Consider the following 20,723-nt stretch of genomic DNA (forward strand, 5'->3'; position numbering starts at 1 on the left):
CACAAACGTGGAAAATTATTCTTAAAACGACACGATCTTTAGATGAGATGATGGGGCACAATGTAAATGGATCAAAAAACTGGTGTAAAAAACACTGTTCCAAAAGTGAAATGCCAGGCGATTGGTGAGGCTTCAGAATTCTTAAAAGCGCTCTCAAACCCTGTTAGACTATCAATTCTCTGCGTATTGTTAGAGGGAGAATCTACGGTCAGCGATATAGAAGAATTGCTCGACGTTCATCAGCCAACCTTATCCCAGCAATTGGGTGAGTTGCGGGAAGCCGGAATGATTGAAGGTAAACGGGTTGCACGTGCAGTGGTTTACCGAATTGCTGATGCACGTGCGGGTCAGCTCATCGGTCATCTGCGTTTATTATTTTCTTCACCCGGCGCATCACCAGTTTGGAGAGGCGCGCAATTGAATGATGATGGTCATGTCAAAATGTCAGACATGTCGTAAGCACAATTCGGGCGAACAGCACGATTATAATTTGTCACTGGTATTGCGCACATTTTAACGAGGTATAGCGGCTTGGAAGTATGCCTTTTTCTTCGCGAAAAACCTTGCTGAAATGGCTGAGATTATCAAAACCAACAGCATAGGCAGCTTCAGTCACGCTCACACCTGATTGAAGGAGGGCTGCGGCTGCATCAAGCCGCGTTGTGCGCAGACAATCATGAACCGATCTGCCAATTTCAAGACGAAACGCTTGCTTGAGACGACGTTCATTGAGGCCAACTTCGCGGGCAAGTCTCGGTATTGTCCAATCGGCGCTATATTGTTTCTCAATAATTTCGACTGCCTTATGCAATTTGAGCATTTCTTCTGAGGTAATCGGTTTGACGGGCTTGCCCGTCTGACCACGCGAAACCGTATCAAGGCCAATACTCAGTGCTTCAATAGACTTGCTGTAAAGATGCAGCTGTCTGGCGAGCCCCGGTTCATAACGGCATTGAAAAAGGCTGTTTGCAGCGGCAAGCAATTCTGGCGGAGCCTTGAAGCCTACCAAAAAGACATCCTGCTCTGGCAGACTGTGTTCGGTCATCACAGAGCCGCCGAGTTTTGAAAGCGAAACGCCCCCCAGTTTTTCGAGCAATGCGGCCTCGAAACGAATATCAACAACGCGCAATCTCTGGTTTGCCTGAACGAAATTCTCGCCGCGCGTCGTTCTGTTGCAAGCAAACAGCACAGCAGAACCGGACTTCAATGCAAAGGGTGCTGCTCCATCGACGGATAAGGTTCCAAGACCATCGAGGAATACGGAGAGGGAAAACGTTGCTGGTCCTTCAGGGTGGAAAACCGTATCTGCAACCGGCGTCACATCGATCATGAAAACGGTGATGTCACTATCCGGCTGCTCGACTTTTGTGAATGCACGCCAGCCCAGTTGATCAATTTTTCCATCAACAGCTTCCCGCCAATGATCGTCTTCTTGCTCATGGTGCAATGGATCGTTTGAAAATGTCATCTGCGATGCAGCTTTCCGGCAATTAGTCCCGTTTCCGTTAATCGACGTTCAAAAAACGTTAGCTCATAAATCCATAAAGTGGAATAGAGACGTCAAGTTTAACTTGGCGGTTCTGGTGGATCAATATGCTCGACGTGAGAAAGATTGTTTTGGCAAGTTCGGTGTGCTTCACAGGCATAACGGGCAATGTAGCGCTCGCTCAGGAGAGTGGCGGCATCGTTCTCGATACAATCACCGTTACGGCATCCAAACGCGAACAGACATTAAATACGATTGATGCGTCAGTCTCGGTTGTGTCCGCCGCGCAACTGGAAGAGCGCGGTATCCGCACCGTCGACGATCTCCAGAAAGTCTTTCCAGGCTTGAGTATCGCCAATCGCGGCAATCGCATCTATTCGAATTTTACAATTCGTGGTCTCTCATCACCAGACTATTTTAACCCAACCGTTCAGATCTATGTCGATGGTGCACCGCAGACGCCTTCGACCTTTTCACAGATGCTGGTCGATGTAGATCGGGTTGAACTCTTGCGCGGCCCGCAAGGCACCCTGTACGGCGCCAACGCCTATGGTGGCGTGATCAACATCATCACCAGGAAGGGTGATAAAAACCGATTCTACATTCAGTCTACCATTTCTGCACAGGAACCATCTGTTCAGATTGGCGGCACTGCTGTTCTCACGCCTGATACGCTGTTCCTTGATTACGCTGGCACGTTCGCGCATTTTTCCGGTGATTTTGATGATCGCACCACAGGCGACGACAACATCAATACGTCGGATAACGGCTTTGGACGCGCAACCTTGCGTTATGCGCCAACCGGTGGTGATTTCGATGCTTCAATCACCTATTCACATGAGTGGTTGCGCTCACATGAAGAGGTGTACGCTTTTCAGCAGGACGTCGATGATCGTATCTATGACAGCGGTCTGTATGGTGAACTTCCACTTCTCAAGCGCAAAGTCACAAATATCTCTGGCCAGTTCAATTATCGTTTTGGCGATTTCACGCTTTCCAGCATTTCAGCCTATCAGGAAAGCGACGTGATGCGTAATTTCTCGTCCGGTGCTGGCTCAAGATATTTCTGGCCACAAAATGATAAGCTGTTCACGCAAGAAGTACGACTGGCTTATGACAGCGAGATGTTTAGCGGCGTGGGGGGTCTTTGGTACAGCCATGATGACTTCACTGGAACCAAAAACGGCTATACTGGCTACTATGGTGACTCCAGCAACAATGTCGTCAATGACAGCATTGCAGCCTTTGGTGAAGTCACATGGCATGCGACCGACAAACTGGATCTGACCGGCGGCTTACGTGCTACCTATGACCGCTCCAGTATCGATGCCTATCGTGAAGATACATATGCAACTGGCTATGGCTTTGATTTTGATAACAAAGCCCATTTCACGAGCATTCAGCCAAAAGTCGCGATTGGTTACGAAATTGCGCCTGATACCCGATTGTTTGGCGTGATCTCTCGCGGTTATAAACCGGGTGGTTTCAATCACAGTATTTCGTCGACCATTGATGCTTCACCCTATGAAGCTGAATCAGCATGGAATTTTGAGACTGGCGTAAAATCGACGCTGTTAGGCGGCGCCGTGGATGTATCGGCGTCGGTTTATTATATCCGCTCGACTGACAAGCAGATCTATATCGGAATGATTGGCCAGCAGTTTATCCGAAATGCAGGTGAAGCCACCAGCGCAGGCATTGAGCTGGAAGGCACATGGCGGGCTACAAACCGTCTGACACTGACTGGAAACGCTGCTTTTGGACGATCAGAGTTTACTGATTTTACGGACCCTTACACGGGCGTAAGCTATGACGGAAATCATGTGCCCTATGCACCCGACGTCACCACACATATCAATATTGCCTACATACTCAGTGAAGATATCCTCAACGGTACGCTAACGGCAAATGCCGGTGTCAATTACAACTCGAAGGTCTATTTCGACGAAGCCAACAGCACGGGGCAGGATGGATTTTCGACCTTCGATGCAAGTCTCGATTTCGGCAATACATCTGGTTTTAAGGCACAGCTTTATGTGCAGAACATGGCCGATAAGAGCTACAAAACCTCTGGCTTCGTAAACGGCCCTTATGAGTTGGGTACATTGGGTAAAGGCCGCACCTTTGGCTTGACCCTGCGCAAGGATTTCTAAGCGGATGCCCAATGCTAAATCCTCCAGCCTGCCGCGCATTCTTATCGCGGCAGGTGGTATCTACACAGCGCAAAGTCTGATCGGCGGTCTCACTTTTATGGGGATTCCCGCCGTTCTGCGCGCCAATAATGTCGCCCTCGACAAAATTGGTCTGATCTCGCTGGTTATGCTTGTTTGGGCCGTTAAGTTTCTTTGGGCTCCGCCGCTCGAACGTTTGCGTATCAGGCCCAATGGCAATCGCAGATCGCGAAAAATTATACTCATTGGGGAAGTGATAACTGCAAGCTTGCTCGTTGCGCTGGGCTTAACTGGGTCTGCAAGCTTCACCATCGTTATTGCGTTGCTCCTGCTTATGGCTGTTGCATCAGCAACCATCGACATTGCCTGTGATGCCTTCATTATCGAGCAATTGACACAGAATAAACGCGGAGCAGGCAACGTTGCTCAGGTTGGCGGAGGATATCTCGGCCTGATTTTCGGCAGCGGCCTGTTTGTTACGACCCTGGCCGTCTATGGTTGGTTTGCCGCCTGTATTCTACTTGCTTGTCTCGTTCTCCTGATGAGTGTGCCAATGGCTTTGGCGCGTGAGGCTAATGTGCCGCCCGTTGAAGCTTCTAAAAGTCCCAGTCTTCGCGATGCATTCCAACGCTTCGACATTCGGACTGGCCTTATAATGGCCGTCGTATTTGAAATGGGGGGAAGACTAACGCAGTCGTTAACAGGTCCGTTCCTTGTTGATGCGGGCGTTCCCCTTTCGCTGCTTGGCATCTTAAACGGAGTGGGTGGTGTGATCGCTGGCATCTTTGGTGCTGCTGTTGGCGGCTTGTTGGTCCATCGCTCAGGCTCAATCAAAGCCGTCCTTTACATTGCCACTGTCCACGTTATCGCACTTTGCGGTGTCGCTTTGATTGTTGTGTTTGGGGTTCGGGATATTCCTGTTCTTGTCACCATATTCATTCTTGAAAGTGCCGTGATGGCCGCGGGCTTTGTCGCCATTTACTCACGTCTGATGGGCCTCGTATCTCCATCACAACCGGGCGTCGATTTCACACTATTCCAAAGCGCCAGCGCCGTTGCAGCCGCCTTATTCGGAACTGCCGGTGGCATTCTTGCGCATCAGGCTGGCTATGCCGCGAGCTTCGTCATGTCGGCGGGCTTAGCAATCGTTACGCCACCACTTCTTATGCTTCTTGAACGTCGCCTTACGAAGGGAACATCCTAGTGAATAAGCCACTTGCCATCATCAATGGAGCCGGAGTAGCGGGTCTTGCCGCCGCTTGGTGGCTGGATAAAGCTGGCTGGCAGTCCGTCATTATCGAACGTGCAGAAAGCCTGCGCGAAAATGGCTACATGCTCGGCCTATCCGGGCTTGGCTACGAGACAGTCGATCGCATGGGGTTGCTGAAAACATTGCGTTCAGCTTCTTACACGATCAATGAGAATGTCTATAAGGACAGCAAGGGTAAGGAGTTGTTGCGGCTACGCTATCGCGACTTTATTCGCGACCTTCCCTATCTCGCACTGCGTCGTAACGATCTTGTGCGTGCGCTTGCCGATACGCTTCCTGATACAGTTTCAATTCGCTTTAACAATCAAATCGAGAGTTTCATCGATAAGGGTAACGGTGTTGAAGCAAGACTTGCGAGCGGCGAGGTTATTGAAGCCGATTTGCTGATTGGCGCGGACGGCTTTCGCTCTTCGACACGACAAAAGCTCTTCGGAGCCGACACCTCCGACAATGGTTGTTTACAACCCCTTGGCTATTATTTTGCAGTTTACGATGTTGATGCACCGCGCAGTTTTGACACGGATTTTCTATCCTATGCTGAACCCGGCCATCTCGCAGAATATTATTCGCTGCATGGCGGCCGACTAGCGGCAATGCATGTCTGGCGCGACGCGCGGGCGGGACTGGAACAAAGCGAAGATCGCTATGACTTGTTAAAGAAAGTCAGTGGTGGAAGTCATCCGGAAGTGCGGCATTTGCTTGATCAGGCCAAACAGGAAAGGTCAAACATTCTCATCGACAGCCTTACTATGATTGATCTGCCGAATTGGTCAAAGGGTCGGGTGCTGTTGTTAGGCGACAGCGCACATTGTCTGACACTGGTTTCTGGTCAAGGGGCAGGAATGGCGCTGGCCTCTGCGGAAATATTAGGAAAGGCGTTGCTAGCAGAGCCGGATATCAACAAGGCATTAGCTTCGCATGAACAGAAGTTGCGGCCAGTCATTGAACGGTTGCAGGCACGCAGCCGCAAAATGGCGGCAGTCTTCATTCCGCAAAGCGCCTTTGCATTTCACTTACGCAATTTCATCATGCGCAAAATGCCCCGCGCTTGGCTCGGTCGCTATTTTACAAGTGCAATCAAATCAGAGATTGCATTGGCAAAATCAACTGAAATTTGAGCCATATCCCGACGCCATCGACACGAAGTATGTTTATGCTTGCATTGATGCTTTTGTCTTACAAATAATTATGGCTCAGTTTCGATGAGATAACTGAACCATAATATATGAGCTAAATCATGGGCTTTTGTTAATTGAGTGCTTTACCGTGCCGCCCAATTTGCTCCACGTCGAAAGATCGTCTGCATTTGAGGTACGGAAAACTCTTTCGCCTGATGGCCAAGCGCGGAATAGAAAACGCGGCCCTTGCCGTATTTACGCTTCCAAACAACCGGCATCACAACGCCGTCGATCCACCAGGCATGATCTCCCGTAAAGGTCGTGGTAGCCAGGACTTCGTTTGAAGGGTCTACATGCATATAATATTGCTCGGATCTATATGGAAAGTCGGAGATTCCCTCCATAAGTGGATCATCCGGACGTGTTATGTTGACATGGTAATCGATAATGTCGCCTGGATGGGCAACCCATTGCCCGCCGATCATGAATTGATAGTCAACACATTCGCGGAAACTATCACCGGCACCGCCATGGAAGCCTGCGATGCCAACACCATTCTCAACGGCTTTGGTAAGGTTTTTGATTTCTTCCTTTTCGATTTTCGACATTGTTACAATGGGAACAACAAGGCTCAAATCGTGTACCGAGGGATCAGCAAAAGCCTCGGTACTGTGCTCAACATAGACCTTAAAGCCCTCTTCTTCGAGAATGTCTTTGACGATTACGGAGCATTCTTGTGGCTCATGACCGCTCCAGCCACCCCAGACAATAAGCGCTTCTTTCATCATTTCCTCCTCAGGATTACTTTGCAATCTGGTTATTAACCAGAGACTCTTCTAGCGGTGCTGGCCGTTCGACCCCGGTTGTAATCGTTATGGTTCTTTCCGTATCAGATGCGATTTGGAATGCTTCCATCACTTCCAACACGTGAAGTGCGAGAGAACCATTTGCACGATGCGGTCGGTTGCTTCTGATGGCATGCGCCATATCGGCTATACCGAGCGAACGGTAGTTGTCGTCGGCGTAAGGCTGCGAAACGGTTTGCTGCTCGAACTCGCCCCCCTTTTTCAAAAGCAATACATCGCCACCAAAATAATTGGGATCCGGGACAATGAGCGTCCCTTCTGTGCCATAAATTTCGAGTGGAACGTGTTTGTGGCCAGCAACATCGAAGCTCATTGCTACTTGAACAATGGCCCCGTTTTTAAATGCAAGAACGCCGGCGACATGTGTGGATACATGCACTGGAATATGCTCGCCATTGCGCTCAGCACTTGTAATAACGCGCTCTTTGCGTGGTGCTGTTGCAAAGCTTGCGACCTTATCAACTGGGCCCAGTAAGTTAACAAGGTTAGTAATATAATAAGGTCCCATATCGAGCATTGGCCCGCCGCCGACTTCATAATAAAAAGCGGGGTTAGGATGCCAGCGCTCATGGCCCGGGCACATAAATGTTGCAGTTCCACCTACGGGCGCACCAAGCACACCCTTATCAATCAAAATACGCGCAGCCTGGTGGCTTCCACCGAGAAATGTGTCTGGTGCAGAGCCTATACGCAGGTTCTTTGCTTTAGCGGTGTCAAACAGATGCTTTCCTTCAGCAAAATTGATACCCAGCGGCTTTTCAGAATAGACGTGTTTTCCGGCGTTCAGTGCTCTCAATCCAACTTCCACATGCGCTTTGGGAATGGTGAGATTGACAATAATCTCGACTTTTGGATCGTTGAGCAGTTCTTCCACCGTCCGGGCTTGCACGCCAAATTCATCGGCACGTTTTTGCGCGGTTTCCGCATTCATATCCGCAATGCCGAGGATGTCGAGAATGGGGAATCTCGCCATAGCCTTGAGATATGCGCTGGAAATATTCCCGCAACCAATGATGCCGATGCCGACCTTATCCATGATGTTTCCTCCCAGAAATGTATGTCGAGATGTGTTTAAGCTGCTGGACCTGTTGTGCTCCATGGAGATTCATAGAGTTCGTGCAGCGCAACAGCCGCTGCCCCCTGCGCCCATAACTCGTCGCTCGCAATGTCAAAAATCAGCTCTGCGACGCCTTTCAGAGATTGAGGCACGGCGATATGGTAGTTTTCGCGAATGCTCTGAATGAACGGTTCGCCCAATTCAAGACTGGTGCCGGTGATGATGACGCGTGGTGGCGCAAATAGCGTGACAATGTTCGCCAAGGTCAGGCCAACTGCTGCACCTGCACGTTGGGTCGCCGATATAAGCTCCTCATCCGCTCCCTCTATGAGTGCACGCGCATGTTGCACACCGCGTCCGAGGCGCATGGCTTCTGCAAAGCGCCCGTCTGTTGGACGAATTCCCAGAATAGCGCTTTCTCCCGCATGATTTGCCAATCGAATAGTGGTGTTGTTTTCGTATCCCAGAACAAGGTCGCCGAGGTTCTGGCTCAATCCATCCGCGCCACGAAACAGCTCATTTCGATGCAGCACCCCAAGCCCCAGTGTTTGTTCAAGGGAAATGAGAACCATATCTTCAAATTCGCGCGCATGACCGAACCAATGATGTCCCAGCGTTATTGCATGAGCATCGCTTTCAATGATTGTGGGTGCGTTTAGGCGTGAAGTCATTTCGGCCGCAAAATCAATGTTTTGCTCACGCAAAATCGGCGTGCTGCGGATGATACCAGTTCGATGTTCAATAACCCCCGGAATGCCGAGACAAATCATATCTATGTCTTCAAGCGACAAGCCAGCGTCAAGCACACATCTGCGCACACCGTCTTCAATGAGATCAGCGATTACACCTATCGGCTGTCTATCAACGCGGATAGGCAGAGAGAGATTGGAGAGAATGTCACCGCGAAAATCGGTGACAACGAAAATCATTCGGTTGGTTGCTATTTTGGCGCCAACCACGCGCGCAGCTTCCGGGTTAAGCTCCAGCATAACGCGCGGTCTGCCGCGTGTGGTTTCATTGCGAATATCACCTTCGTGACGTGTCAATATAAGGCCGTCATCGAGCAGAGATGCTGTAATTGCAGACACCGTTGTCGTTGACAATTCTGTTCGTTCGCTAATCTCGACACGGGAAATAGGACCGTGACGACGGATCGTATCTAATACGCTCAATCTGTTGATTGCACGCATGAGTTCGGGGTCTGCGGTCTTCATGGGATCCTGTTGCGATCAATGTTGATCAAATCTTATTTAAATCGGAATGCGGATTAAATAAGATTGTTTTGACCCCCCATGTCAAGTGCAATACCCAATAAATTGGAAAATTGCCTTGACATCGATGAATATGTCAGCTGAATTAATCCGTATTGGGGAATAAATTGTGAGGATGACCCCAAGGGAGGATCACAAAAATGACCTATTGGCACGCAGGCGCAAGCCTGAGCGGCAAGTTGATTTCTTATGCCGCAAAGACCAGCATAGCACTGATGCTCGGCACCGCAAGCGCTTCTGCGACCACAGTCGTTAAATGGATGCATGTGGAGCTGGATCCCAAGGCGGTGGCCGTATGGGAAGAAATTGCAAGGGACTACGAAAGTCAGCATCCTGACGTAAAGATACAATTACAGTTTCTTGAGAATGAAGCTTTTAAAGCTAAGCTTCCCACGCTTCTTCAGTCTAATGACGTGCCTGACTTTTTCTATAGCTGGGGCGGCGGCGTTTTGGATGAACAATCAAAGACTGGCGTTCTTAAAGATCTGACAGAAGATTTTGATGCCGATGGTGGCAAACTAAGACAAGCATATAACGCTTCTGCTATCGATGGCTTGTCGTTTGATGGCAAGCTGTGGGCTATTCCTTATAAGGTTAATCTCGTTAGTTTTTTCTATAATAAAGAACTTTTTTCGAAAGCTGGCGTTGATGCCAATGGTATTCAGACCTGGGATGATCTGAGCGCAGCGGTGCGTAAACTCAAAGATGCAGGCATTGTGCCAATTGCCGGCGGCGGTGGTGAGAAATGGCCTATTCATTTCTACTGGAGCTACCTTGTCATGCGCAATGGTGGTCAGGCTGTATTTGAAGCTGCAAGCAAGGGAGAAGGCGAGGGTTTTATGGACCCCGCAATTCTTAAAGCGGGAGAACAACTGGCTGAGTTTGGCAAGTTAGAGCCATTTCAGCCAGGTTATCTTGGTGCATCCTGGCCGCAAGCACTTGGTGTTTTCGGTGACGGAAAGGCAGCAATGATTTTGGGCTTCGATAATACTGAAGCCAATCAGATCAAAAATGCGGGAGATGGAAAAGGTCTTGCGTCTGATAATATAGGCCGGTTTGCATTTCCTGTTGTTGAAGGCGGCGTCGGCAAGGCAACAGACACTTTAGGCGGCTTGAACGGCTGGGCTGTTACGAAAAATGCATCGAAGGAAGCAATCGATTTCGCGCTTTTCCTGACAAACAAAGCCAATGAAGAAAAGATGGCCGCGGCTGGAATGATCCTACCAGTGGCGAGCGGTGCTGATAGTGCAGTAACAAATCCGCTACTCGCCGATTCAGCCAAACAACTGGCCAGTTCGACATGGCATCAGAACTTTTTTGATCAGACTCTGGGCGCCGCTGTCGGGCGCGTTGTGAATGATGTGTCAGTTGAAATCGTCTCCGGGCAGATGAGTTCGGAGGAAGCTGCGCAGCAAATTCAGGATGCATTTGAGTTGCGCTAAGCACAGATTGAGTGCGCTTCGACGAGATAAGGCGCACTCTGCATCTTCATAGTCTTATAAAGAAAGCGGAAAGATGGCTGATATGTCCATGACTTCGGCATCCTCGCCCCGACGCAGAGTGTCATCAGTTAAGAAGAAACACAGTTCAGTTGCTCATGACCGAACTCTCACGCTATTGGTTTTTTTGCCTCCCGCGTTATTGCTTTTCACGCTGTTTGTCATCCTGCCTATGGGAGAGGCGGCATGGTATAGTCTGTATCGCTGGAACGGGTATGGTACTCCAACCGAATTTGTGGGCCTAAAGAACTTTCAAGTCCTCTTTAACAATGCAGCGTTCTCGCAGGCTTTGTTCAATAATGGTCTGATCATCTTTATTTCCGTTTTGATTCAAATTCCGCTCGCTATCTGGCTTGCTATGATGCTGGCGCATCGTATTCCGGGCGTCGTTGCATTCAGGCTGATTTTCTTTTTACCCTATGTCCTGGCGGATGTTGCAGCGGGTTTGATTTGGCGCTTCGTTTATGATGGCGACTATGGCCTGTTTGCAGCAGCTTCAAACTTCTTTGGCTTTGCCAATCCCTATGTCCTCGCCGATAAGGATGTGGCGATTTATGCTGTACTTGCGGTCATTGTCTGGAAATATTTCGGCTTTCATATGATGTTGTTTATTGCCGGCCTTCAATCTGTCGATAAGGCCGTTCTGGAAGCCGCAGAAATTGATGGTGCCACCGGGTGGCAGAAATTTCGCTATGTCACATTACCCATGTTGGGCTCCACAGTTCGACTATCGGTATTCTTCGCTGTGATCGGTTCACTGCAACTTTTCGATATGATCATGCCGTTAACCGGTGGCGGGCCGTCCAACTCCACCCAAACTATGGTGACCTTCCTCTACACATATGGCGTTATGCGTATGCAGGTAGGCCTTGGCAGTGCCGTTGGTGTGGTCCTGTTCGTAATCTGTGTGACGCTCGCGTTCGGTTATAAAAGGATTTTCATGCGCCATGACTGATACATCAAATGCCGTCCGCATGACGATACAAACCAGGCTCTACCTTTATGTTTCGCTGGGGTTCATAGCTGCAATTGTGCTGGTTCCACTTTTGACCACAGCCCTTGGTGGTTTCAAAACACTCGGTGATCTTCGCGTTAATCCGTTTGGTCTTCCGGATGAGTGGCAATGGGCGAACTATGGCGACATTCTGCTGGGCCACCGTTATTGGCTGCAAATATTTAACTCACTTGTTATCGCAGTATTGACGGTCTTTCTGACACTAGTTGTTTCAGCTATGGCTGCCTTCACTTTCGCGCATGTGAAGTTTTTCGGGTCGTCATTCTTGCTGAATTACTTCCTTCTTGGTTTGATGTTTCCGGCTGCAACGGCAATCTTGCCGCTATTCATTCGCATACGTGACCTTGGCTTGCTGGATACATATTGGGGTGTAGTGCTGCCACAAGTCGCTTTCGGTCTTGGTATGAGTATCCTGCTTTTCCGGAACTATTTCCGAAATTTGCCCGAAGAGTTGTTTCACGCAGCATTTGTCGATGGTTGCGGGTATCTGCGCTTTTTCTGGCATATTTCACTTCCACTCTCGCGACCAATTCTGGCAACGGTTGGCATTGTTTCATTCGTTGGCAGCTGGAACAGCTATCTTTTGCCTTTGATCATGCTCAATTCGGAATCGAAATATCCATGGCCTCTGGGAATTATGGTCTATAGAGGTGAATTTGGCACTGAATGGCAGCTCGTTCTTGCTTTCATAACACTGACAATTTTGCCAACTGTCATCGTGTTCTTCCTCGCACAAAAACACATCATCGCTGGCTTGACAGCCGGTGCAGTCAAATCCTGATCGGGAGACACAATTATGGCTTCAGTAGAGCTTATCAACATCCATAAGTCTTATGCATCTCTCGATGTCATTCACGATATTTCTTTATCGATCAATGATGGGGAGTTTGTTGCACTCGTTGGCCCATCAGGCTGCGGTAAGTCTACACTTTTGCGTATGGTTGCAGGGCTTGAAGAAATAACCGACGGTGAAATTGCAATCGGCGGACAGGTGGTCAATGGTATGACGCCGCGCGAGCGCAATATTGCTATGGTGTTCCAGTCTTACGCCTTATATCCTCATATGACTGTAGCTCAGAATATGGGATTTAACCTGAAACTTGCAGGGCAGCCCAAAAATATTATTGACGAACGGGTTGCCGAGGCGGCGCGTATGCTTGATCTTGGGAACCTGCTTGATCGAAAGCCATCACAACTTTCAGGTGGCCAGCGCCAGCGCGTAGCGATGGGTCGTGCTGTGGTGCGTAATCCCTCGGTGTTTCTATTCGACGAGCCTTTATCCAACCTCGATGCAAAGCTCCGCGTGCAAATGCGAAGTGAAATCAAGAGCCTGCACCAGAAGGTAGCCACCACTTCTATTTATGTCACTCATGATCAAATAGAAGCGATGACATTGGCTGATCGTGTTGTGGTTCTCAATCAAGGGCGCATTGAGCAACAGGGCACGCCGCTTGAACTCTATAAGACGCCTGCAAATGTGTTCGTCGCCGCCTTTATTGGTTCTCCTGCAATGAATCTCCTTCATTGTGTCATTGATGCTGATGCAAATGCGCCAGTAGCGCGTCTCAACGATGGAACGGCAATCCGGATTTCTGCTGAAAAGAGCGTAAAACGCGGGCAGGAGGTTACCATTGGTCTAAGGCCAGAACACATTGGGTCGGCCACAGCTGGGGACATCCGTTTGGAGGGCAAGGCTGTTTTGGTCGAGCCGACAGGTGCTCAAACACATGTGGTTTTTGAACTCGGCGGGGATCAGATAACTGCTGTTGTGGACGGTGAGCAACATGTGCGCGTTCATGCACCATTCGCAGCGACGCTTAATCACGAGCGTGTGCATGTTTTTGACCGTTCAAGCGGCCTCGCACTGTAACTGCTGTGCAATGAGGAGTTTCTTCTGATGAATGAAAAAGCTCAAGTTGCGGTTTTGGTTTGAGAAAATTATCGAAGCTATTGATGATACTGAATTTTCTAAATCTGGAAGATAGTAATTCAGACAATCATAGTGGTTTAAAAGTGTCTCGCATTCCTACGATATCTTTTGGAATGCTTAACTGAATTTGCGTTATCTTTGGAGGATTTTTGATGAAGACGATCAAAGGGCCTGGGATTTTTCTCGGGCAGTTTGCGGGCGATGCAGCTCCATTTAATAGTTGGGATAGCATCACCAAATGGGCCGCTGAAAAAGGCTATGCGGGTGTGCAGGTCCCAACATGGGCAAGCCAATTGATCGATCTCAAAAAGGCTTCTGAATCCAAAGACTATTGCGATGAATTTGCCGGTGTTGCGCGTGAGAATGGCGTTGAAGTCACCGAGCTCTCGACGCATTTGCAGGGCCAGCTTGTTGCAGTTCATCCGGCCTATGATGAGGCTTTTGATGGCTTTGCTGTGCCGGAAGTGCGCGGCAATCCGAAAGCGCGGCAGGCATGGGCTGTTGAGCAGGTGAAGATGGCAATCCGCGCTTCCCGTAATCTTGGCATTGGCGCACATGCTACCTTCTCAGGTGCTTTGGCTTGGCCGTTTGTCTATCCGTGGCCACAGCGTCCGGCTGGTCTGGTTGAGACCGCTTTTGATGAACTGGCGCGTCGCTGGCTGCCGATCCTTGATCATGCGGATGAGCATGGGGTTGATATTTGCTACGAAATCCATCCCGGCGAAGACCTGCATGATGGTGTGACGTTTGAGATGTTCCTTGAGCGCGTTAAAAATCATTCGCGTGCAAACATGCTTTATGATCCATCGCATTATGTGCTGCAATGTCTGGATTACCTCGATAACATCGATATTTACAAAGACCGCATCAGGATGTTCCACGTCAAGGATGCGGAATTTAATCCGACCGGACGTCAGGGCGTTTATGGTGGCTATCAGGGCTGGGTCAATCGCGCCGGTCGCTTCCGTTCGCTCGGCGATGGTCAGGTCGATTTTGGTGCTGTATTCTCCAAGATGGCAGCCAATGACTTTGACGGCTGGGCAGTTGTTGAGTGGGAATGCGCACTCAAGCATCCTGAAGATGGTGCGCGCGAGGGTGCGGAGTTTGTCAAACACCACATCATTCGTGTGACGGAAAAGGCATTCGACGATTTTGCCGCAGGCGGAACGGACGATGCCGCCAATCGCCGTATGCTGGGATTGTAAAGCGTATCCCGAAAAGTGCGTAGCGGTTTTCGGACAAGATACACGAAAAAATATTAAGTAAGAGCGCCGATCTGATGAAGTCAGATCGAGTGCGCTCGGAGGAATAGCTATGACCATTGAAGCAAAGACCAAGGAAACAGCCAATCCGCGCATCCGGCTTGGCATGGTTGGTGGCGGCGCAGGTGCTTTTATTGGCGGTGTGCATCGCATGGCGTCGCGCCTTGATAACCGCTTTGAGTTCGTGGCAGGCGCACTCTCGTCCTCAGCCGAAAAAGCGCAAGCGTCGGGCCGTGAATTAGGACTTGCGGAAGATCGCATTTATTCAAGCTATAAGGACATGGCGATCCGCGAAGCGCGCCTTAAGAATGGCATTGAAGCCGTGGCAATCGTTACGCCAAACCATGTGCATTATGATGCTGCGAAAGAGTTTTTGCGCCGTGGCATTCATGTGATCTGCGACAAGCCACTGACCTCGACTTTGGCTGATGCAAAGAAGCTTAAGAAAGTCGCTGATGAAAGCGGGGCATTGTTTGTCCTGACTCATAATTACACCGGCTATCCGATGGTGCGGCAGGCGCGCGAAATGATCGCCAATGGCGAGCTTGGTGATCTGCGTGTGGTGCAGGTGGAATATGCGCAAGACTGGCTGACCGAAGCGGTTGAAGAAACCGGCGCTAAAGGTGCTGTCTGGCGCACAGATCCAGCACAGTCTGGGCTTGGTGGAGCAACGGGTGATATTGGCACGCATGCCTTCAACCTTGCATCCTTTGTGACTGGTTTGACGCTTGAAAGCTTAGCAGCCGATCTCGACAGCTTTGTTCCGGGGCGCCGTCTTGATGATAATGCGCATGTCATGCTGCGATTTGCGGGTGGCGCCAAGGGTATGCTTTGGTGCAGCCAGGTTGCGCCGGGCAATGAAAACACCCTGCGTCTACGGGTCTATGGCACAAAAGGCGGCATTGAATGGGCGCAGGAAGATCCGAACCGTCTGTGGTTCACACCACTTGGTGAGCCAAAGCGCCAGATCACGCGTGGCGGTGCAGGCGCTGGAGAGGCTGCGACGCGTGTAACCCGCATTCCGGGTGGCCATCCTGAAGGTTATCTTGAAGCCTTTGCAACGATCTACACAGAAGCCGCAAATGCAATTCAGGCCCGACGTGATAATGCCACGGTTGATAGTGCGGTTATCTATCCAACCGTTGATGACGGGGTAAGAGGTGTATCGTTCATCGATGCCTGTGTTCGATCATCCAATAAAAATGGCGGATGGGTTCATATGGCATGATTTGTTGCAATCTGCTGATAGCTCACTGCATCGAGAAATGGCTGCAATAAATACGGCAATGCTCCCGGATTTGATCCGGGAGCATTGTTTTTGGATTATGCGTTGTTCCTTACCAGTTCACTTTGAATCCGACATTGCCTTTGATTGCATAGCTGTCAGAGAAATGGTTGAGCGCTGTGTTGATGGAGCCTTCGCCATACAGAGCATATTTGTTGTTTGCCCATGCATAGGTGCCACCTGCACCGATACCACCCCATGTGTTGTCTCTATCGGTTGCCATATGGGTTCCTGCGTAATTCATACGGGCGTCACCCATCAGTTCCTGATAGAGATTGGCAATGCCATAGAGTGAGGTATTGACCATCAGGCCGTCCTTGCCTTTCCAGCTATTGGCATAGTTGGCAGCAAGGCCGATACGGGCATTCAGACTGTCACCGTTTCGATTGGAGATACGCGCACCATAGGTATCGGTAAATGTATCGAAATCAACGGATGACCATGTAAGCTGTGCTTGTGGTGTCAGCGACCAATACGGGTCGAGATCAAAGCGCTGCCCTGCTTCAAGGCTGAGTGCATAGCCAAAGCCTTTGTTGCCATTGGCAAGCGTTGGGTTGGTTGCATCGACACCAAGGTCACTGTCATACCAGTTGGCTTGTGCCTGTGTGTCGAGATAGAAGCCGGAGGTGCCATACCAGGTGGCGTTCGCACCAAGTCCCCAACCCTGTGTGGTAATGCTGCCCGATCCATCGCCAGTGCAACGCTGACTGGAACGAAACTATCTGTCATAAGATGGTAAATTGCGATTTGCGGACGGAATCGTTCAGCAAAATCTAAAACACTTGAGGCGTACGAATGGCTGAGCAGATTAAAAAACAAGGCCCACGATTTACTCGTGAATTACCAGCTGTACGTAAGCGTATGTTAGTCGAAGCTGCTACTCGTTGCCTTGCTCGCGGCGGGATTACCGCATTAACGACGGATAATATACGCAAGGAAGCAAAAGTATCTATTGGTCTCGTTTCACATCACTTCTCGGGCAAAGATGAAATTCTTTCTGAAGTGTACCAGGTTTCGCTTTATGATGATGTTCACCACCAGATAATAGAAGCCCAGAAAAGCCGTGACGATGATTCCAGCAGTCCAGAGCAGCGGTTAAGCACACTCATTCAGGCACAATTTTCAGAGAAGCATTTTTCAAAGGATAACCTTCACATATGGTTATCGCTTTGGGGTGAGATCGATAAGAATGAAGCACTGAAAACCCAACACAGAAAGCTTTGGCAGGCGTATCGCGAAGCGCTTCAGTTGGATATAGCTGCACTCGCTGCACAACGTAATTACGAGATTAACACGAAACGGCTGGCCATAAATTTTATTGCGCTATTTGATGGGCTTTGGCTGGAGTGGTGCCTCGACCCAACAGCTGTCTCAAGAGAGGATGCTATCGAGGGGTGCTATTCTCTTCTCGAGGCTCAGCTTGGCCCCCTTAGCCGCCTTCATCCAACGCCCGGAAATGTGTCAGAGTAAGAAACTGGCTGACGAACAAAATCTTGATAAGTTATGCGACGCCTTTGGCTGCTGATTACGCCTTTATGGGGCAATGTCGCCAGGATAAACCCTAGCAACCTGATGTGGCGGATTAAATCTGAAAATCGTATGGACGGATTCATACATGCGTTTGTGCGTTAATGTTATCTCATTGAGAATGACCTAAATTGAACACTTAAAATATTTGTTTAAATAATTGTTTTAAAATAGACAATTTCTCTTTCTTTACATTTTGTATTGCATCAGCTTATCGAAAAATAGAACGATAAATTCTTATTGAAAGTATTTTCAATAAGCGTTACATCTCATTACAGACCCGTTAAAATGATGGGGGCGCACAAAAACAATTACCGGAGACGGATGGGGGTGACTTGGTGCTTGTGCACCTAAATTGTGACACGCGACCCAATCCAAGTTCTATGAAACACCAACTGAACCCGGTGTTTTGTTACCCATGTTCGCTATCTGTCGGTGGAGGATGGAGAAAGCTATGCAAATGGCCCCTAAATATAAGTCAAGATCGGGGTGGGATGCACTCTTGCCGCCAAGAGTAACAAAAACAGATCTTCCAACCTCCAGACGATATAGAAGCATTGTTGTAGGCGCCGGTTACACTGGCCTTGCCGCTGCGAGACGTTTGGCTGAATTATATCCCGATGAGCCGGTACTACTTCTGGAAGCTTCAACAATCGGGGAGGGGGCATCAGGTCGAAACTCGGGCTATTTGCTAATTAATCCGGGCGAACCCAGCGCCAACGCTGAAGAGTTTACAGCCGGCTGGGCCACAAGGCAGATGAACATTGTTCAGGCCGGTTTGGATGAGCTGAAAACACACGTCAACCGTTATGCGATTGAATGCGATTGGGATGAAAACCCCTTGGCGATCACCGCCGCGGCGACCCGGCGTGTTGAGGAAAGTGCCAGAGCGACAGTTGCCACCTACCGCAAATGGGGTATGGATCCACGGGAATATTCTCAAGCTGAATTGTCTGCTATCATCGGAAGTGACTACTATCGATATGGGTTCGGGTCACTGACCAAAGTTTTGGTTCAGCCAGCATCCCTGCATAGAGGGCTTGCGGATAACCTTCCGCTATCGGTGCATTTGGTTGAGAATATTGTTGTTCTGTCGGTATCTAAGAGTTCGCCTTTTCACATTCAGACGAGCCGGGGTGATTTTGTTGCCGATCGTGTGTTTATCACAAACAACCTTCACGCACGCGAACTTGGGATTGTGCGCAATCGAATGATCGGTATTCTAACCTATGGTGCGTTTACGCCTGAACTTGATGACAATGAACTGGCACGTTTGGGTGCGCAAGCTAAATGGGGGATATTGCCCGCGCATCGAATGGGCACAACGATGCGGAAGACGAACCGCAGACTGCTTATTCGGAGCGGAGATTCTTATGAGCAAGAGCTTGCGCCAGAAAAAGCGCGGGCCATGTTGACAGCTTTATATCGAAACCGGTTCCCGCATATTCAAAACCATGAATTTGAATTCGTATGGGGTGGATTTACTGCAGTTACACATAATGGCGGCTTCTATTTTGGTGAGGCCTATCCAGGGATGTTCGTATCGGTAGGGTGCGGTGGCGCAGGTGTGCTTCGTGGGACAAGTCAGGGCAAACTCCTTGCGGATCTTGCTGCAGGCGTTGGTTCACAGCTACTAACGGATCGACTGAATATGACTGGCCCCAACTGGATCCCACCAGACCCCCTCGCGAGGATCGGTGCGAAACTGCAAATTGCGTTTGAGCAATTCCAGGCCGGAAGAGAGCGTTGAAAGACGCATAAGTGACTTTACGCTGTGCGGAGAGGTATTACCAGTTTGTTTGAGCCTGGCGTTTCCGGTATCGATATCGCATGAAATCACCCAGGTCCATTCCCCGGGCGAAGGAGGTTCGTTTTCCGGTTTAATTATTGCCTACGTTGTCTGGACCTATCACCGATTTGCTTTAAGCACGGGCGATGTGGAAGATCTTAATGCTGAGCGTGGTGTGCTTGGCAGCCGGGAGACCGTTTGCGTATGGATTAATCGCTTCGGCCGCCATTTGGACGACTGTATCCGCAAGGGTCGACTACAGCCAAATGACAAAGCGCACATCGATGAGGTCGTCATCATGATCAGCGGAAAGAAGTTCTGGCTTTGGCGGACAATTGATGCAGACGTCGATGTTCTTGGTATTCTGGTTCAAAACTTGTCGTAACACTAAGGCTGCCAAACGGTTTTTCCCCATACTGGTGAAGCAATTCGGTCGACCATGTGTGGTTGTGACGGATAAGCTGCACAGTTACATTAAGCCGATACAGAACCTTTCACCAGTTGCGGATCACCGGGCCCATAAAGGCCTGAATAACGCCATCGAAGTTTCGCATAGGCCAACACGAAAACGGGAAAAGATATTTGGGCGGTCCAAGGCAGCGCGACATGCACAAAGGTTCCTTGCTGCTCACGATCCGATTAACCTGATTTACCGTTCGCGTCGCCATAAACACACAGCTCGTGCCCACCGCCATGCACGTAATGATGCATTTGCATTTGACATAACTACACCGCTGAAATGACCGCATGAGCGAAAGCTCAAAGCGTTCCTGCGGCCTGCCTCAAACAATTTGGCAATACCGTCTCACTACTGGAACCGGAGAGCGAACTCTACAACACAAGAATTGTAGACGTTTCGCATCGTTACCCAAAGATGTAGGTGGTGGGGCCGCAATTTATTATCCCAATCATTATGCTTTTACGAAATGCGGCAATGAACTCAGGGAGGTACAAAACTGAACTAGCATTGGTGAAAGTACAAAACGTCGACATTCCCAATTTCGAAAGCAAGCTTGACGATTTCAAATCAGCGTTCGGGAGAAACTGTCTTCTGGCCTCAGACGGTTTTGAAGAAGCAATGAAGCGTATTGATGAAGCGATCTGAGGACCTGACTGTTAAGCGACTGACGCGTGATAATCCGACTATGGCTACGAAATTTGCTGAACTCCAGTCCGG

General features: G+C 49.5%; 18 protein-coding genes and 1 pseudogene. 14 read left to right on the forward strand and 5 right to left on the reverse strand.

Going from position 1 to position 20,723, the window contains the following annotated elements; genetic code table 11:
* The first annotated feature begins 66 nt into the window (after positions 1–66).
* Positions 67–459: an ArsR/SmtB family transcription factor gene (locus WH356_RS19825; protein ID WP_339513901.1), complete on the forward strand. Its 393-nt coding sequence runs from the start codon at positions 67–69 to the stop codon at positions 457–459.
* Between the two features lie 34 nt (positions 460–493).
* Here WH356_RS19825 and WH356_RS19830 read toward each other — a convergent pair whose 3' ends face one another.
* Entirely contained in the window at positions 494–1,468 is a 975-nt protein-coding gene (locus WH356_RS19830; protein WP_339513903.1) for a helix-turn-helix transcriptional regulator, read from the reverse strand.
* Between the two features lie 125 nt (positions 1,469–1,593).
* Here WH356_RS19830 and WH356_RS19835 point away from each other — a divergent pair, with 125 nt between their 5' ends.
* Genes WH356_RS19835 through WH356_RS19845 form a run of 3 tightly spaced genes read left to right on the forward strand, consistent with a single transcriptional unit; the run spans position 1,594 to position 6,045 of the window.
* The gene (locus WH356_RS19835) at positions 1,594–3,639 is read left to right on the forward strand and encodes a TonB-dependent receptor (protein ID WP_339513905.1); all 2,046 of its coding nucleotides are present in this window, start codon (positions 1,594–1,596) and stop codon (positions 3,637–3,639) included.
* Between the two features lie 4 nt (positions 3,640–3,643).
* A complete protein-coding gene (locus tag WH356_RS19840) occupies positions 3,644–4,861 on the forward strand; it encodes an MFS transporter (RefSeq protein ID WP_339513907.1) in 1,218 nt (405 codons plus the stop codon).
* A complete protein-coding gene (locus tag WH356_RS19845; protein ID WP_339513909.1) occupies positions 4,861–6,045 on the forward strand; it encodes an FAD-dependent monooxygenase in 1,185 nt (394 codons plus the stop codon). Before WH356_RS19840 ends, WH356_RS19845 begins: the two co-directional genes overlap by 1 nt.
* A 143-nt stretch (positions 6,046–6,188) precedes the next feature.
* On the opposite strand, the gene WH356_RS19850 is transcribed toward WH356_RS19845, so the two are convergent.
* Genes WH356_RS19850 through WH356_RS19860 form a run of 3 tightly spaced genes read right to left on the reverse strand, consistent with a single transcriptional unit; the run spans position 6,189 to position 9,182 of the window.
* Positions 6,189–6,830, reverse strand: a complete 642-nt coding sequence (locus WH356_RS19850) for a ThuA domain-containing protein (protein WP_310014419.1) — start codon at positions 6,828–6,830, stop codon at positions 6,189–6,191.
* A 16-nt stretch (positions 6,831–6,846) separates the two neighbouring features.
* Positions 6,847–7,947 (reverse strand): Gfo/Idh/MocA family protein, encoded by a 1,101-nt coding sequence (locus WH356_RS19855; RefSeq protein WP_339513912.1) that lies wholly within the window; start codon positions 7,945–7,947, stop codon positions 6,847–6,849.
* Between the two features lie 35 nt (positions 7,948–7,982).
* Positions 7,983–9,182, reverse strand: a complete 1,200-nt coding sequence (locus WH356_RS19860; protein WP_339513914.1) for an ROK family transcriptional regulator — start codon at positions 9,180–9,182, stop codon at positions 7,983–7,985.
* Between the two features lie 197 nt (positions 9,183–9,379).
* On the opposite strand from WH356_RS19860, the gene WH356_RS19865 reads away from it, so the two are divergent.
* The 6 genes from WH356_RS19865 to WH356_RS19890 all read left to right on the forward strand — a co-directional run bounded on the left by WH356_RS19865 (position 9,380) and on the right by WH356_RS19890 (position 16,173).
* A complete protein-coding gene (locus tag WH356_RS19865) occupies positions 9,380–10,681 on the forward strand; it encodes an extracellular solute-binding protein (RefSeq protein ID WP_339513915.1) in 1,302 nt (433 codons plus the stop codon).
* 82 nt (positions 10,682–10,763) lie between these two features.
* Positions 10,764–11,693 (forward strand): carbohydrate ABC transporter permease, encoded by a 930-nt coding sequence (locus WH356_RS19870; protein WP_404989657.1) that lies wholly within the window; start codon positions 10,764–10,766, stop codon positions 11,691–11,693.
* The gene (locus WH356_RS19875; protein WP_339513918.1) at positions 11,686–12,534 is read left to right on the forward strand and encodes a carbohydrate ABC transporter permease; all 849 of its coding nucleotides are present in this window, start codon (positions 11,686–11,688) and stop codon (positions 12,532–12,534) included. The genes WH356_RS19870 and WH356_RS19875 overlap by 8 nt, the downstream gene beginning before the upstream one ends.
* Positions 12,535–12,549: 15 nt before the next feature.
* The gene (locus WH356_RS19880) at positions 12,550–13,623 is read left to right on the forward strand and encodes an ABC transporter ATP-binding protein (protein WP_339513920.1); all 1,074 of its coding nucleotides are present in this window, start codon (positions 12,550–12,552) and stop codon (positions 13,621–13,623) included.
* Between the two features lie 212 nt (positions 13,624–13,835).
* Complete coding sequence (locus WH356_RS19885) at positions 13,836–14,888, forward strand: sugar phosphate isomerase/epimerase family protein (protein WP_339513922.1); 1,053 nt, start codon at positions 13,836–13,838, stop codon at positions 14,886–14,888.
* 109 nt (positions 14,889–14,997) lie between these two features.
* A complete protein-coding gene (locus tag WH356_RS19890; protein WP_339513924.1) occupies positions 14,998–16,173 on the forward strand; it encodes a Gfo/Idh/MocA family protein in 1,176 nt (391 codons plus the stop codon).
* 109 nt (positions 16,174–16,282) lie between these two features.
* Here the strand turns inward: WH356_RS19890 and WH356_RS19895 are convergent, their stop codons facing one another.
* Positions 16,283–16,906, reverse strand: a complete 624-nt coding sequence (locus WH356_RS19895) for an autotransporter outer membrane beta-barrel domain-containing protein (protein ID WP_339513992.1) — start codon at positions 16,904–16,906, stop codon at positions 16,283–16,285.
* Between the two features lie 119 nt (positions 16,907–17,025).
* On the opposite strand from WH356_RS19895, the gene WH356_RS19900 reads away from it, so the two are divergent.
* The 4 genes and pseudogenes from WH356_RS19900 (at position 17,026) to WH356_RS19915 (ending at position 20,651) form a co-directional block, all read left to right on the forward strand.
* Positions 17,026–17,700 (forward strand): TetR family transcriptional regulator C-terminal domain-containing protein, encoded by a 675-nt coding sequence (locus WH356_RS19900; protein ID WP_339513926.1) that lies wholly within the window; start codon positions 17,026–17,028, stop codon positions 17,698–17,700.
* 499 nt (positions 17,701–18,199) lie between these two features.
* Positions 18,200–19,507, forward strand: coding sequence for an NAD(P)/FAD-dependent oxidoreductase (locus WH356_RS19905; RefSeq protein WP_339513928.1), 1,308 nt, complete (start codon positions 18,200–18,202; stop codon positions 19,505–19,507).
* Positions 19,508–19,587: 80 nt separating this feature from the next.
* Positions 19,588–20,297: pseudogene (locus WH356_RS19910) on the forward strand (IS6 family transposase).
* A 183-nt stretch (positions 20,298–20,480) separates the two neighbouring features.
* Positions 20,481–20,651 carry a DUF2130 domain-containing protein gene (locus WH356_RS19915; protein WP_339513994.1) on the forward strand — a complete coding sequence of 57 codons (171 nt, stop codon included), beginning with the start codon at positions 20,481–20,483 and terminating at the stop codon, positions 20,649–20,651.
* Positions 20,652–20,723 lie beyond the last annotated feature (72 nt).

The organism is Ochrobactrum sp. MYb379 (assembly GCF_037479515.1).
In the GTDB taxonomy this organism is placed as follows: Bacteria; Pseudomonadota; Alphaproteobacteria; order Rhizobiales; family Rhizobiaceae; genus Brucella.